The organism is Bradyrhizobium sp. 482_C4_N1_8, from assembly GCF_052075965.1.
Lineage (GTDB): Bacteria > Pseudomonadota > Alphaproteobacteria > Rhizobiales > Xanthobacteraceae > Bradyrhizobium > Bradyrhizobium barranii.
Window position 1 is genome coordinate 539583 of sequence record NZ_CP197231.1, and the last position, 12116, is coordinate 551698.

Sequence of the window (12116 nt, forward strand, 5' to 3'; positions counted from 1 at the left end):
ACAATTGACGAATTACGCAACAGGCCCCCTGTGGGAGAGGGTGGCTCGCCGCGTAGCGGCGAGACGGGTGAGGGGTATCTATCCGCGAGTCCATCTCGCAATTGAGTTCGCCGAGACAACCCCTCATCCGGCGCCATAGCCGAAGCTTCGCTTCGGCGTTCCTAAGAACGGCGGCCGAAGGCCGCCTACGCCACCTTCTCCCACAAGGGGAGAAGGAAGAAAGCGCGTCTAGACCGCCACCTGCTCGCCGAGATACGCGACCGCGGCTTCCAGCCCGCCCTTGCCGTGCGGGATCTTCAGCGCATTCAGCCCGATCTCGACCACCCCCAACGTGCCGAGCAGCATCGGCGCATTAACGTGGCCCATATGGGCGATGCGGAAGGCTTGTCCGGAGAGATCGCCGATGCCGGTGCCGAGCACGACGCCGCACTTGTCTTTGCAATAGCGCTGCAGCAGCGCCGGATCGTGGCCATTGCTCATGGTCACCGTGGTCACGGTGTTGGAGCGCTCGCTCGCCTCCGCGACGTTGAAGCCGAGCACCTGGCCTTCCGACCAGGCGGAGACGGCGCGGCGCGCGGCTTCGCCGAGCAGGCTGTGGCGGCGGAACGCGTTTTCGAGCCCTTCCTCGTGCAGCAGGTCGATCGCCTTGCGCAGCGCGAACAACAGATGCACCGGCGCGGTGCCGGCATATTTGCGATAATTCTCGCTGCCCTCGCGCTCGCTCCAGCTCCAATAGGGCGTCGACATGTTGGCCTTCTTCTGCACCTCGAGTGCGCGCGCGTTCGCCGCGACGAAGCCGAGGCCGGGCGGCGTCATCAGGCCCTTCTGCGAGCCGGACATCGCGACGTCGATGCCCCATTTGTCCATTTCGAACGGCATGCAGCCGAGCGAGGCGACAGTGTCCACCATGTACAGCGCGGGATGGCCGCTGGCCTTGATCGCCTTGCCGATCGCCTCGATGTCGTTCTGCACGCCCGATGCCGTGTCGACCTGGACGACGACGACGGCCTTGATGGTGTGCTCCTTGTCGCGGCGCAGGCGCTCTTCGACCTCGTGCGGCCGCACCGCGCGGCGCCAGTCGCCCTTGAGCACCTCGACCTCGGCGCCCATCAGGGCGGCGGCGTTGCCCCAGCCGATCGCGAAGCGCCCGCTCTCCAGCACCAGCACCTTGTCGCCGCGCGACAGCACGTTGCTCAGCGCGGCTTCCCAGGCGCCATGGCCGTTGGCGATGTAGATGTAGGACTTGCCCTTGGTCGCGAACAGCTTCGAGATGTCTGCGAGAAGTGTATCGGTCAGCTCGTGCATCTCTTTGGAGTAGATGTCGATCGCCGGACGATGCATCGCCTGCAGCACCTCGTCGGGCATCGTGGTGGGCCCGGGGATGGCCAGAAATTCCCGGCCCGCGCGAACGGTCATTGCTGTTGGTCCTTGTTGCTTGAGAACAGGCTGGTGGGTCGCTGACTCACGTTCTACGCGCCGTGGAAGCCCAAGAAAAGCACGCAAAACGCAGGTCTGGGGTGGTTTTTGTTTCGAGCATGGTCTTGTCGGAAAACCGCCTCACACTTTTCAGGACCATGCACTCATCTCTTGGTCTCGCGGCAGCCGGCGGCTTCGGCCTCTTCCACCGAGCAGAACCAGCGGGTGCCCTTGCTGATCTTCATCTTGATCTGGGTGTACCAGCGGCTGGTCGGCTGGTGATAGATGCACTCGCCGGCGGTGTTGACGTTGCCCTTGATGGTGCAGTCCGGCGAGGGCGCGACCGGCCCGGAGGCCGAGGCGAGCAGCACCGCATGCGCGCCCTCGGGCGGCTTGGTGGCGCCCAGGATCGTGGTTTTCTTGTTGCGGACGCGCCAGTCCCACGGCGCGATGAAGGCGCCCTGCCACATGCCGGCTTTGGCCTCGCGCGCGGCGGCCTCATCGGGTTCGTAGTCGTGAGAGACGCGGGTGTAGGCGAGTGCCCAGCCGCTGCGCACCAGCCATTTCTGGATGTCCTCGCCGCCGACCTCGCAGCGCGCCACGGTGCGGCCGCGCCGGTCGATCGCGCGGGCGTGGCAGACCCAGCTCTTGCCTTCGGTGTATTTGGCGAGCTCGTCGCGCGCCGCGATGCCGCAGGTCCAGCGTTCGGTTTTTGTATTGAGGCAGAGCTGGTCGACCGCGGGCGCGTCGATGCCGCCAAGCCGGACCCGCGTGTTCCCGATCAGGACGGAATCGCCGGAGCGGACCTTTGCGGTGCCGGTGATGTCGGCGGCCTGGGCCAGCGAGGGGATGGCGAGCAAAGACAGCGCAATCAGGAATTTTCGCAACATGCCGGTCCGCGTGTGAGGAAAATCTCGATAGACGTCGCAATTGTGGTCGGCTTTTGGCCGCCCGGCCAGCGCCTGCCCAACGATTGAGCTTTCAACTTCCCGTCATTGCACGACGGTCTCGTAGGGTGGGCAAAACGAAGCGTGCCCACCATGTCCAGCGCGGTGGCGGATGGTGGGCACGGCGCGCGAAGAGCGCGCCTTTGCCCACCCTACGAGACCTACCCCCGCCCCGCCATCGCCCGCTTCGCCACGGCCAGCCCCATCAGCACGAAGGCCGACGTCACCTCGGGACCACCGACCAGAATCCGCGTCGGCGTCTTCATCTTGTTCCATTCATAGGCGCGGAACGGGCCGCGGCGACCGCCTTCGCCGAGGCTCGCGACGATCACGTTCAGCGCCGGCGCGAAGGCGCGCGGGTCGGCGCCGAGATGGCCGAGCGCGATCAGCGCCAGCGCCGCGTCGAACACGTTCATCTCCGCGGCCATCAGCTCGCCCTTGACGTAGGAGAGCACGCGATGGCGGATGAAATCGAAATCGCCGTCGGGGTCGATCGCGGCCTGTGCTGCCAGCGGCAGTGCGAGGAAGGCCGCATAGCAGCGGCCGAAATAGGCGCTGTAGAGCTCGGGCAGATAATAGATGTGCGAGCGCGGATTGGCGAAGGCGCCGTTGGCGGCGAGCCGCTTCTGGAAGCCGATGATGCGATGCACGGTCGCCAGCCGCGCCGGCGTCTCCAAAATCTTCCAGCGCGCGAGGTTGCGAAAGCTGACCTCGAGAATGTCGAGATTGAGCGTCGGATCGAGATCGTTGCCGTAGGGCCGCTCGCCTTTGAGGTTATCGATCCAGGTCGCGACGCCGCCCTCGTAGTCGATGTTGTCGTTGAGCGGCACGGTCACGCGCGGTTCGTTGACGCCGGCGAGCACCTGATAGCCCGAATAGAAGTCCAGCAGCGGCTGGTCGATGATCGGATCGGTGCAGCCGGCTTGCGTCGCTGCCGAGATCGAGCACGCCGTGGTGTCGCAATCCGGCACGTAGACGCCGAAGCCGAGGTCCTGCTTGATCTGGGCGAAGAAGCGGGAGAAGCGCGGATGCGGCGCCGGCGCGAGCGCGGTGATGACGTTGAAGCGTGTGCCGTCGATACCCTCGACCTCTTCGCGGCTGATGTTGACGCAGAAATCGACCATGTCGGCGATCGCACGCTCGGCTGCAATCTTGTCGGCCGGCGAAGCGAGCCCGGTCTCGACATAGCTCAGCAGCGCCTCGATGAAGAACGCGTCGTAATAGGCCGAGCGGTGTCGGATCTGCACCGGCTCCCACATCGGCTCGGCAATGCCGCTCCAGGGCGGATTGACGACGGCTGCTGCCTGTGAACGCGCGATGAAGACGCGGGCGAGGTTGAACAGCAGCGAGGAGTTCTTGTAGCCGCGCGCGTTCAGCCCCGTCAGCGCCATGGTCAGCTCGCGCCCGCGGACATCGGGGTCGCCGATCAGGTTGAAGGCGGCATAGGTCGGCAGGAAGCCGTTCTTGCGGTACGAGCCGAGCAGATGCTGCGCGCAGTCGCGGATCACGCCGTCGATCTGCGCTTGTTGCGGCGCTAGGCCCGTGAATATCGCCGGCGGCGGCTTTGGATGGTCGAGCGCGATGCTGTCGACGAGATCGGCGACGGGCTGGCCGATCGCCGCCCAGTCGGGCTCGGCGTCGTCGCGTGCCCGCACCAGTGCCGTGCGAAGCCGGGTCAGCTTCGCCTCGTCGCGCAACTCGGGCAGCCCGGCGCGACCGAGCAGGATCCGCAATGCGGGATTGCCGAGCGCGGTCTTGTAGAACTTGGCCAGATGCGGATCGCCGCTGGCTGGGCCCGACAATACGGGATCGCAGACGTCATAAAGCGACGGGCCGTCTTTTCGCGCCGTCAGCGCCCGGCAGGCAGCGCCGGCAAAATAATGAAAGCTCATGAAATACCTGGTCGCGGGGTCTTGGCCAGGGGCCGGCCGGCACGCTCCCATCTGCGCGCCACCCCCTGCAAGTCTTTGAAAAAGCTACCCGGATTCGCGGGAAATTCAAATGTGATGGCGGTCACGGAAAAATCCGGCACGGGAGCTGCATGATTAAGGCCGTTACAAGGGGCTCGCGACGAAAAGACGTGCAAATTCTGCTCGGAGGATTAACCAATATCTTCAGTCACTTAGCTCAAATTTTGGGCGATCTATTGCCGGGGAGGAGATATCCGGTTAAGGCTTTGTTTGGTGCGGCGCCGCAAATTGCGCGCAGTTCGGGGGCACATCCCCGGCCAATCCCTCAAACCTGAAGCCACCATCGCGCTACTCAAACATTGTGCGCGCGCTTGGCTGGTCTTTGGCACAGGAACGAACCGAGATGAATGTAAGGCAGCTCGAGCTTTCCAGACGCACGATCGCGGTGGCCGCAGCCCTCATCGGCACGGTGTCGCTCGTGATCGGCGCCCATGCTGCCCTCAACATGCGCGCGATCGATGCCGCCAAGGCCGTGGCGACCGACGAGGTCACCGGCTCGATCGGCCAGTCGTCCCGCCTCGCCCTCGTCATCGGCAATGGACATTATCCCGACGCCAGCGCGCCGCTGACGCAGTCGATCAACGACGCCCGCGCGCTGTCCTCGTCGCTCCGTAAGAACGGCTTTGACGTCGATATGGTGGAAGACGCGACCAAGGACGACATGGTCCGCGCCGTCAACCGCCTGAAGTCCCGGATCAAGCGCGACACCGTCGTCATGCTGTTCTTCGGCGGCTACGGCGTGCAGGCCGGCCGCGAGAGCTACATGCTGCCGGTCGATGCGGTGATCTGGAAGGAAAGCGACGTCCGCCGCCAGGGCGTGTCCATCGACGGCGTGCTCGACATGATGAAGGAGCAGGGCGCCAAGGCCAAGCTCGTCGTCGTCGACGCCTCCCGCCGTAACCCCTACGAGCGCCGCTTCCGCTCCTACAGCCATGGTCTTGCACCGATCAGCGCGACGGACAACGCGTTGATCCTTTCCTCGGCTTCGCCCGGCAAGGTCGTCGACGACGGCAAGGGCGAGTACAGCGTGCTGGTCGGCGAGTTCCTCACCAACCTCAATGCGCAGGGCAGCGCCGAAAGCGTCTTCAACAAGACCCGCGTCGCCATCTCCCGCGCCTCCGAAGGCGACCAGGTCCCGACCATCTCCTCCTCGCTGCTCGAGGACGTCCATTTCGGCGAAGCAGCCGGCGGCTAGCCGCAAATTGTAGGGTGGGCAAAAGCGCAAAGCGCCGTGCCCACCATCTTTTCGAGATTTCAATAGAAGACGTGGGCACGCTTCCGCCTTCGCTCGCCGAGCTACGGCGGACAAGTCGCTTTGCCCACCCTACGGTCTGCGTGTGTAACGCACCACTGCCCCCACATCGTCATTGCGAGCGAAGCGAAGCAATCCAGGGTCTCTCCGCGGAAAGATTCTGGATTGCTTCGCTTCGCTCGCAATGACGGTTGAGGCGAGCCCTACTTCGCGGCTTCCGTGGCCATCACCGGGCGCACCGGATCGCCTTCGCGCAGGATCGCGCCGGCGCGGGCGACGACGATATCGCCTTCGTTGAGGCCGTCGCGAACCTCGATATTGCCGCCCGACATCAGCCCGATCTCAACCCGCTTGGTCTCGACGCGGTTGCGGCGGATCACCTGCACCACGGTGCCGGCGGTGGAATACTGCACCGAGGTCAGCGGCACCGCGACGTTGCAGCTCTGCCCGGTCTTGATCAGCGCGCGCCCGCTCGCGTTCAGCAGCAGCCGCTTCTGCGAGGAGATGCCGATATAGACCATTCCCTGCTGGATGTTCGGCTCGACGGTCGGTCCGATGCGGCGCACCTTGCCGTCGAGATCGCCCGCGCCGGCAATGCGCACCGTCGCCTGCTGGCCGACCGCGAGCTTCCGAATATCGGTGGTCGCGACCAGGCCGACCAGATCATATTCGCTGCGCGCCACGATCGTGAACAGCGCCTCGCCCTTGGCCGAGGCGAGGTTGCCGATCTGCGCGGTCGACGTCGCGATCACGCCCGCCACGGGGGCGGTGACCTGAAGCGTGCCGCCTTCGGGCAGCGCCAGCCGCGCCAGCACCTGGCCGGCCGTGGTGGTGTCGCCGGCTTCCGCCAGCACGTCCGTGACCTTCAGGCCGGGACGTTCCGGCCGCACGGAGGTCTCCTCGCGCGCGATGATCGTGCCGGTGGCCTCGACGATGTCGGAGAAGCAGGATTTTGCGACCTTCAGCACTGTGACCGCGGGCCCCTTGGGCGCGTCGTCATCGGCGGCGCGCGCGGGCTGGGCGGACAGCAGAACCAGTCCGGCGAGAGCAACGAGTTTTTTAGGAAAGGAACGCGCAGGCAATGAACGCATCGGTCATTCCGGTTGGGGCCTTGACGGCCTCATCGTTAGCAGAAGCAACCGCGGCGGACCATGGGCCGGCCGGATGAGAATGCCGCAGCGCAGGCGGCGCGATGCCGCTTGTTGGATTAGTCGTGGCAAGGACGAAGAGGTTCGCCGTCTCTTACCCTCCCCTGGAGGGGGAGGGTCGATCGCGCGCAGCGCGAGCGGGGTGGGGTGATCTCTCCACTCGGGCAGTGTGCGAGGCGGAGAGGCCGTCACCCCACCCCGCTACGCATTTCGCTTCGCTCAATGCCTAGCGACCCACGAGCGAGCTACGCTCGTCTCGGACCCCTCCAGGGGAGGGTAGGAAAGTAGCCTCACTGCAGCGTCAAGAACTCCACCCAGTTCGGCTTCTTGCCGGTGGGATAGGATTTCAGCTTGGCGAGCGCGCCGCTGCTCTGGTCGATCGCATAGACCGTCATGCTGTCGGAGAGCTCGCCGACTGCGGCGAGGTAACGCCCCGACGGATCGATGTGGAAGCCGCGCGGCTGCTTCTCCGTCGGCACGCTGCCGATCGTGGTCAGCTTGCCGCTTGTTGCGTCGACCTTGTAGCCGGCGAGCGTGTTGGTGGTGCGCTCGGAGGCGTAGAGGAAGCGGCCGTCCGGGGTGATGTGGATGTCCGCGGCCCAGGGCTTGCCAGTAAAGCCTTCCGGCAGCGCGGTGGTGCGCTGGATCTCGTCCCATGCGCCGCTCTTGGCCTCATAGCTGAACGCCGCGACGTCGCCGTTCAGCTCATGGACGAGATAGACGAACTTGCCGTTGGGATGAAACACGAAGTGCCGCGGTCCCGATTTCTCCGGCACCTTGGTCACCGGCGGATCGCTCGGCGCCAGCGTGCCCGCGACTGCATCGAACGCGAAGGTCAGCACCTGATCCGAACCGAGATTGGTCGCGAACACGAAGCGGTTGTCGGGCGAGGCCAGGAAGGCGTGCGCATTCAGCCCGGTCGGAATCACCTGCTTCGGCTCGCCGGCGACGCCGTTCGGGCTGAGCGGATTCAGCGCGACCCTGTTGCCGCCATAGGAGGCGCTGAACAGGAATTTGCCAGTGCTGTCGACGGCGATGTTCGCCATGCTGTCGGCAAGCGGACCATTGCCGAGAGGGCTGAGCTGGCCCGTCTTGGGATCGATCGCAAAGCTCACCGCGAGGAATGGTTGCGAGCGCACGCCGGCAATCAGCACGCGGTGGTCGGGTGTGATCGCGAGCGGTGTCGACGAGCCGGGCTTGTCGACGCCGGTGAAGGCGGCGGTCTGCACCGGTGTCATCTCGCCGCTCTCGGCCAGCTTGAACACGCTGATGTCGTTGCTGTCGGCGTTGCCGACATAGGCGAAGGTCTCGGCCATGCCGGGGCGGACTCCAGAAACGAGGGTGAGGAAGGCGAGGGTGGTGGCGATCGCAGCGCGTGGCGCGATGCGGCGTGTCGGTCTCGGCATGGGGCTCCTCCTTACAGCGTTACGGCCTTGTCGTTTTGTCCGGAGGATAGCGGGAGCCGTGCCGCCTTACCAAGTTCCGGTTGAAGATCGATCGATGCCGAAATTGTATCGGTCGCGCGGTGGCTACCGCACTGCGGCCGTCTGGCTGCGGGAGGGCAGATGCGGGCCGGACGCAGTGTTGGGTGCCCCGAGCAGGCCCCACACGGCCACCGCCAGCAGCGCGCAGGTCAAAATGGTCCAGGCGACCAATCGTTTCCGCATCAAGCCAAGTCCATCCGTTGTTTGAAACCCCGGGGCCCGCACATGATCGTGCACTGCAAACGGCGACGATCCTATGAACTCGTTCACAGGCACAACATCGCATCGGCATTGCGAACCAATGCCGCGGGAGTGCATTGACCCATATGCCGCGTGAAAATGACCTCGAAGGCAAGCCCGACATGGGCGGCAAGCATGGCGGCCAGAAAGGCCAGCCCAAGCCGCCGCCGCGCCCGCGCGAGGGTCCGCACGATGAGGACGTCGTGGCAAAGCGCCACACCGGCCAAACCGATCGCACGCTGCCGCCGACCAAACAAAAATAGCGCTGTATTTCGCGCCGGGAACATCAGCCTCGCCTTGCCGTTATGCTGATCCCGCAAGCGGACGAGGTCGAACCGGAGGCTGGCACGTGTTTTGGATCTATTGGAACACCGCTTGGTCGCTCATCATCAGCGGCATCATGTTCACCACCATCGTCACCCATCCCGACGCCGAGTTCGCCGAGATCCGGGCGGCAAAGCAGGCGAAGTGAGCCCGCGCGCCTGAGGCCCGATCTCCGGGGCTATGAACCGTTCGCGGGTAGCGATGGCTGCTCCGTCGGCGGCGTTGAAGACGGCTTTCGCGCCGCTCTGCTCGAGCGCTTCTTGACCGCGGGTGCCGGCAACGCCGCTTGAAGGGCTGCGTCAGCCGCTTGCTTGGCTTCGCGCGCCTCTCGAAGCCGCGCCATGTTCTTGCGAATCTCGATGGACTGCCTTTCGACGTCTGCCAGTGCAAGTGCTCCCTCTTCGGCGGCGAGGCGCCTGCGATTGGAGCGCGCGATGCTTTCGGGTGACAGCTCGGCGGATTTCCTGGCGCTCATGCTTCACTCCGTTGTGCAACCGGCAAAACCCGCTCGATCCGGGGATCGAACGGGCTGGCGCGCGACAATCGCGCGAACGCTTTCAACTCGGTCGATGTCTTTGGAAAAGGTGCCCGCGGGCGCATTCAACGAGGCACAGCGGCTGATCGAACGCCCCCGATATATGTCTCGTTCGATTTTCTGCAAGGACGGCAAGGCCGATTTGGCTCAGCCAGGCAGCTCCGGCGCCTCGATCGAGAGGCTTCACGCGATCCGGCCGACGTGCAGCCAAGGCTTTATCGATTGACAGGGCTGCACTGGAGTGGTCACGTGCCAGCGCGAAGTTGCATCGCTGTGACAAGCGCATCGACTTGTCCGAAGCTGGCGACGAATGTCGCAGCGCTATCCTCAAAATTCGCAATGAAGCTCCTGCGCAATTGGCTGCCATGCAGGGCGTGTCGCATTTGCAGCCCCAAGCGAGGAGGAGGATCGATTGCAGGTACTCGTCAGAGACAACAATATCGAGCAGGCACTCCGTGTTCTCAAGAAGAAGATGCAACGCGAGGGCGTCTTCCGCGAAATGAAACAGCGGCGTTCCTACGAAAAGCCCTCGGAGAGAAAGACTCGCGAGAAATCCGAGGCCGTTCGACGCGCCCGCAAGCTCGCGCGGAAGCAGGCAATCCGCGAAGGATTGCTGCCCGCGCCGCCGAAGAAGAAGCCTTTTGAGCGCAAGCCGCCCCTGCCGGATGTCAAGGCTCGGGTCCCTATAGCCTGAAGTCGATGCCTCGCAGCACGATGCCGGGCGGCGTGCCTTCGAACTCCGTCGCGCGATATTTGCTCGCCGCGCGTGCTTCGATGCGATCCCGCAGGCGAGTGAACTGGGCCTCACGTTGCTCGGGCCTGACCTGCGGGCTGGGCTCGAGGTAGTCCATCGCCGAGGTCGAGATTGCGCAAGGAATCTCCCTGGCACCGTCATGCATCGAGAACCGGACGATCATCCGATCGTATTCGTGGCCGATAAAGCGGCCGCTGGTCAATGTCATGGCTTACTCCGTCACCTGATTGCTGCTTGGCACGATGCCCCTCAAATCATCGCCGCCGATTCCCGGCTGGCCGGAACGTGGCGCACGTCGAGACTGCAGGCGGCCGTCGTTTGTCTCAGTCATCACCCGACAGCCGGACGAAATCGTCCAACAGCGCCGCCACCAGCGCGCGGTGGCGTGTGTCCTCGGCGGGCAGGCTCGCAGCATAGAGGTTGAGCAGATGGCGCGCCTTCACCGCCGCTTCCGGCCAGGACGTGGCGGGCACCGTCATCATACGGTTCTCGAGATCGGCCTCGCGCTCGCGCAGTTCCCTGACATTTGCCTCGACCTCCGCCAGCGCGCGGCGCAGGTCGGTCGCCTTCTGCGCGGCCATGCCCCGGTGCTTGTCGAGATCGACGGTGCGGTCAGTCATTCGCCACGCTCGCGTCTGCGGCCTGCGCGTTCGCAAGATCAACCGAGCCGATCGACAGCATCTCCAAGGTTCCGCGGGGGCCTTCGGCGGGCACGGTGATCATCGTGGCAACGCGGCGATAGGCCGCGAAGGTCAGGCCCTCGATCGCCTCCTCGTCAGTGACGACCTCATAGGCGCCGGCCGGCAACATGCGCTCGACGCCGCGGATGCGGAACGGATGCCTGAAGGTGACGGTTTCACGCCGCGAGCGGATGGTCATGCACGCCTGCCTTTCGCAAGTGAAGCCCCAACCGGTGCCGGCCGTCACGACCATGCGCGCTCGCCGCGGCAATAGCCAGTACTATCGTCGCCGGGCCGGCAAGCGACGATGTCACAGCAGCCATTGTTTCCGCAGCATTTTAACCCTCGCTATTGGCTCGGTGCGGGCGTAGGGTCGCTGCCATCACCGCACGTCTCAACGGCTTCGACCGGTGACTGAGGGGCACGTGTGCTCCCGCCGAAGGCTTCGCAGGAGCGTTCGATGGCGTGCGTTCGCTTCGCGGATCGGATCGTGCCGCCGGTGATGGTTCCGCGGTTTCTTCTGCTTCTCGTCGGCGCGGCCGCCATCTTCAATGGCTAGGGCAACAATTGTGCCGTATCTGGTCAGCGGGACCAACGAATACGGCAGCTCCAATCTCGGTCGCGGCAAGGCGACGTTCGCGCTGCGCCTCGCTCGAAAACTGCTGCGCGAAGGCTACATGGACGTCAGGGTCTGCACCCCTCGTGGACGGCTGCTGCAATCGGATGAGCTCGACGAGCTCGAACCAACGGAGAGCGACATGGCAAAGGGTCAGCAACGCGGTAATCGCGAAACCAAGAAGCCGAAGAAGGAAAAATCCAAGGTGATCGCGGCGGCGCCGAGCCGCAAGGAAGCCGCCTGGCAACCGGATTTCGGACCGGCGAAGAAGAAGTAGCGAGGCGTCGGCGAGGGATGGGGTGACTGGCCGCGCTAAGCCGCCACCGCCTGCGCCGACAACAGCTGCCTCAGCTTTGCCGCCGGCACGGCGGGGCTGAACAGCCAGCCCTGCATCTGGCTGCATCCGAGCTGCCGCAGCACCTCGCGCTGGGCTTCGGTCTCGACGCCTTCGGCCGTCGTCGCCATGTGGCGGGCGGCCGCCATGTGCACCACCGCCTGCACGATCGGAGAGGAATCCTCGGACCGGCCGATGTCGCTGATGAAGCTGCGGTCGATCTTGATCTTGTCGAACGGGAAGCGGTGCAGATAGCTCAGCGACGAATAGCCGGTGCCGAAATCGTCGAGCGCGATGCGCACGCCGAGCTCGCGGAATCGACATGATCACCCTGCGCTTCAACTACGGCTTCGGCTGCTACACGACGCCGATCACGGCGCGCTATTAGTTCAATCTCGGTCCCCAGCAACCTGGCC

Annotated in this window: 16 protein-coding genes and 1 pseudogene; 5 read left to right on the top strand and 12 right to left on the bottom strand. The window is 64.8% G+C overall.

Annotated elements, in window-relative coordinates:
* Positions 1–228: 228 nt before the first annotated feature.
* The 3 genes from AB7Z56_RS02545 to AB7Z56_RS02555 all read right to left on the bottom strand — a co-directional run bounded on the left by AB7Z56_RS02545 (position 229) and on the right by AB7Z56_RS02555 (position 4255).
* The gene (locus AB7Z56_RS02545; protein ID WP_063980480.1) at positions 229–1416 is read right to left on the bottom strand and encodes a pyridoxal-phosphate-dependent aminotransferase family protein; all 1188 of its coding nucleotides are present in this window, start codon (positions 1414–1416) and stop codon (positions 229–231) included.
* Positions 1417–1580: 164 nt separating this feature from the next.
* Positions 1581–2306: a thermonuclease family protein gene (locus tag AB7Z56_RS02550; protein WP_063980481.1), complete on the bottom strand. Its 726-nt coding sequence runs from the start codon at positions 2304–2306 to the stop codon at positions 1581–1583.
* 218 nt (positions 2307–2524) lie between these two features.
* On the bottom strand, positions 2525–4255 hold the full coding sequence (locus tag AB7Z56_RS02555) for a hypothetical protein (RefSeq protein ID WP_063980482.1): 1731 nt from the start codon (positions 4253–4255) through the stop codon (positions 2525–2527).
* A 421-nt stretch (positions 4256–4676) separates the two neighbouring features.
* Here AB7Z56_RS02555 and AB7Z56_RS02560 point away from each other — a divergent pair, with 421 nt between their 5' ends.
* Entirely contained in the window at positions 4677–5528 is an 852-nt protein-coding gene (locus tag AB7Z56_RS02560; protein ID WP_063980483.1) for a caspase family protein, read from the top strand.
* 260 nt (positions 5529–5788) lie between these two features.
* Here AB7Z56_RS02560 and AB7Z56_RS02565 read toward each other — a convergent pair whose 3' ends face one another.
* The 4 genes from AB7Z56_RS02565 to AB7Z56_RS02580 form a co-directional block, all read right to left on the bottom strand.
* Complete coding sequence (locus tag AB7Z56_RS02565; RefSeq protein ID WP_063980484.1) at positions 5789–6676, bottom strand: efflux RND transporter periplasmic adaptor subunit; 888 nt, start codon at positions 6674–6676, stop codon at positions 5789–5791.
* Between the two features lie 347 nt (positions 6677–7023).
* On the bottom strand, positions 7024–8139 hold the full coding sequence (locus AB7Z56_RS02570) for a lactonase family protein (protein WP_354125208.1): 1116 nt from the start codon (positions 8137–8139) through the stop codon (positions 7024–7026).
* Between the two features lie 123 nt (positions 8140–8262).
* Positions 8263–8400, bottom strand: coding sequence for a hypothetical protein (locus AB7Z56_RS02575; protein WP_175627410.1), 138 nt, complete (start codon positions 8398–8400; stop codon positions 8263–8265).
* 83 nt (positions 8401–8483) lie between these two features.
* Positions 8484–8744, bottom strand: coding sequence for a hypothetical protein (locus AB7Z56_RS02580; protein WP_187387868.1), 261 nt, complete (start codon positions 8742–8744; stop codon positions 8484–8486).
* Positions 8745–8806: 62 nt separating this feature from the next.
* On the opposite strand from AB7Z56_RS02580, the gene AB7Z56_RS02585 reads away from it, so the two are divergent.
* Entirely contained in the window at positions 8807–8929 is a 123-nt protein-coding gene (locus AB7Z56_RS02585) for a hypothetical protein (protein ID WP_256376446.1), read from the top strand.
* Between the two features lie 30 nt (positions 8930–8959).
* On the opposite strand, the gene AB7Z56_RS02590 is transcribed toward AB7Z56_RS02585, so the two are convergent.
* On the bottom strand, positions 8960–9256 hold the full coding sequence (locus tag AB7Z56_RS02590; protein ID WP_084794926.1) for a transcriptional regulator: 297 nt from the start codon (positions 9254–9256) through the stop codon (positions 8960–8962).
* Between AB7Z56_RS02590 and AB7Z56_RS02595 the strand changes: the two genes are divergently transcribed.
* Both AB7Z56_RS02595 and rpsU read left to right on the top strand, forming a co-directional pair.
* A complete protein-coding gene (locus AB7Z56_RS02595; protein ID WP_187387869.1) occupies positions 9216–9542 on the top strand; it encodes a hypothetical protein in 327 nt (108 codons plus the stop codon). The two genes, AB7Z56_RS02590 and AB7Z56_RS02595, sit on opposite strands and share 41 nt — an antisense overlap.
* A gap of 186 nt (positions 9543–9728) precedes the next feature.
* Positions 9729–10010, top strand: coding sequence for a 30S ribosomal protein S21 (gene rpsU, locus AB7Z56_RS02600; protein WP_063980487.1), 282 nt, complete (start codon positions 9729–9731; stop codon positions 10008–10010).
* Here rpsU and AB7Z56_RS02605 read toward each other — a convergent pair.
* From AB7Z56_RS02605 to AB7Z56_RS02615, 3 genes are all read right to left on the bottom strand, one after another.
* Positions 10000–10278, bottom strand: coding sequence for a DUF1488 domain-containing protein (locus tag AB7Z56_RS02605; RefSeq protein ID WP_028149308.1), 279 nt, complete (start codon positions 10276–10278; stop codon positions 10000–10002). The genes rpsU and AB7Z56_RS02605 overlap by 11 nt on opposite strands.
* A gap of 115 nt (positions 10279–10393) precedes the next feature.
* Positions 10394–10690 (bottom strand): hypothetical protein, encoded by a 297-nt coding sequence (locus tag AB7Z56_RS02610; protein WP_028149307.1) that lies wholly within the window; start codon positions 10688–10690, stop codon positions 10394–10396.
* Positions 10683–10949, bottom strand: coding sequence for a hypothetical protein (locus AB7Z56_RS02615; protein ID WP_063986001.1), 267 nt, complete (start codon positions 10947–10949; stop codon positions 10683–10685). Before AB7Z56_RS02615 ends, AB7Z56_RS02610 begins: the two co-directional genes overlap by 8 nt.
* Positions 10950–11301: 352 nt before the next feature.
* Here AB7Z56_RS02615 and AB7Z56_RS02620 point away from each other — a divergent pair, with 352 nt between their 5' ends.
* Positions 11302–11643, top strand: coding sequence for a hypothetical protein (locus AB7Z56_RS02620; RefSeq protein ID WP_208089604.1), 342 nt, complete (start codon positions 11302–11304; stop codon positions 11641–11643).
* Between the two features lie 35 nt (positions 11644–11678).
* Here the strand turns inward: AB7Z56_RS02620 and AB7Z56_RS02625 are convergent.
* Positions 11679–12020, bottom strand: a pseudogene (locus AB7Z56_RS02625) (EAL domain-containing protein); the annotation flags it as partial.
* Positions 12021–12116 lie beyond the last annotated feature (96 nt).

Excerpts from the sequence above, each read along its gene's own strand:
- AB7Z56_RS02545 (WP_063980480.1), bottom strand. The coding sequence starts at position 1,416 with ATGACCGTTCGCGCGGGCCGGGAATTTCTGGCCATCCCCGGGCCCACC.
- AB7Z56_RS02550 (WP_063980481.1), bottom strand. The coding sequence starts at position 2,306 with ATGTTGCGAAAATTCCTGATTGCGCTGTCTTTGCTCGCCATCCCCTCG.
- AB7Z56_RS02555 (WP_063980482.1), bottom strand. The coding sequence starts at position 4,255 with ATGAGCTTTCATTATTTTGCCGGCGCTGCCTGCCGGGCGCTGACGGCG.
- AB7Z56_RS02560 (WP_063980483.1), top strand. The coding sequence starts at position 4,677 with ATGAATGTAAGGCAGCTCGAGCTTTCCAGACGCACGATCGCGGTGGCC.
- AB7Z56_RS02565 (WP_063980484.1), bottom strand. The coding sequence starts at position 6,676 with ATGCGTTCATTGCCTGCGCGTTCCTTTCCTAAAAAACTCGTTGCTCTC.
- AB7Z56_RS02570 (WP_354125208.1), bottom strand. The coding sequence starts at position 8,139 with ATGCCGAGACCGACACGCCGCATCGCGCCACGCGCTGCGATCGCCACC.
- AB7Z56_RS02575 (WP_175627410.1), bottom strand. The coding sequence starts at position 8,400 with ATGCGGAAACGATTGGTCGCCTGGACCATTTTGACCTGCGCGCTGCTG.
- AB7Z56_RS02580 (WP_187387868.1), bottom strand. The coding sequence starts at position 8,744 with ATGTTCCCGGCGCGAAATACAGCGCTATTTTTGTTTGGTCGGCGGCAG.
- AB7Z56_RS02595 (WP_187387869.1), top strand. The coding sequence starts at position 9,216 with ATGCTTTCGGGTGACAGCTCGGCGGATTTCCTGGCGCTCATGCTTCAC.
- AB7Z56_RS02590 (WP_084794926.1), bottom strand. The coding sequence starts at position 9,256 with ATGAGCGCCAGGAAATCCGCCGAGCTGTCACCCGAAAGCATCGCGCGC.
- AB7Z56_RS02605 (WP_028149308.1), bottom strand. The coding sequence starts at position 10,278 with ATGACATTGACCAGCGGCCGCTTTATCGGCCACGAATACGATCGGATG.
- AB7Z56_RS02610 (WP_028149307.1), bottom strand. The coding sequence starts at position 10,690 with ATGACTGACCGCACCGTCGATCTCGACAAGCACCGGGGCATGGCCGCG.
- AB7Z56_RS02615 (WP_063986001.1), bottom strand. The coding sequence starts at position 10,949 with ATGACCATCCGCTCGCGGCGTGAAACCGTCACCTTCAGGCATCCGTTC.
- AB7Z56_RS02620 (WP_208089604.1), top strand. The coding sequence starts at position 11,302 with ATGGCTAGGGCAACAATTGTGCCGTATCTGGTCAGCGGGACCAACGAA.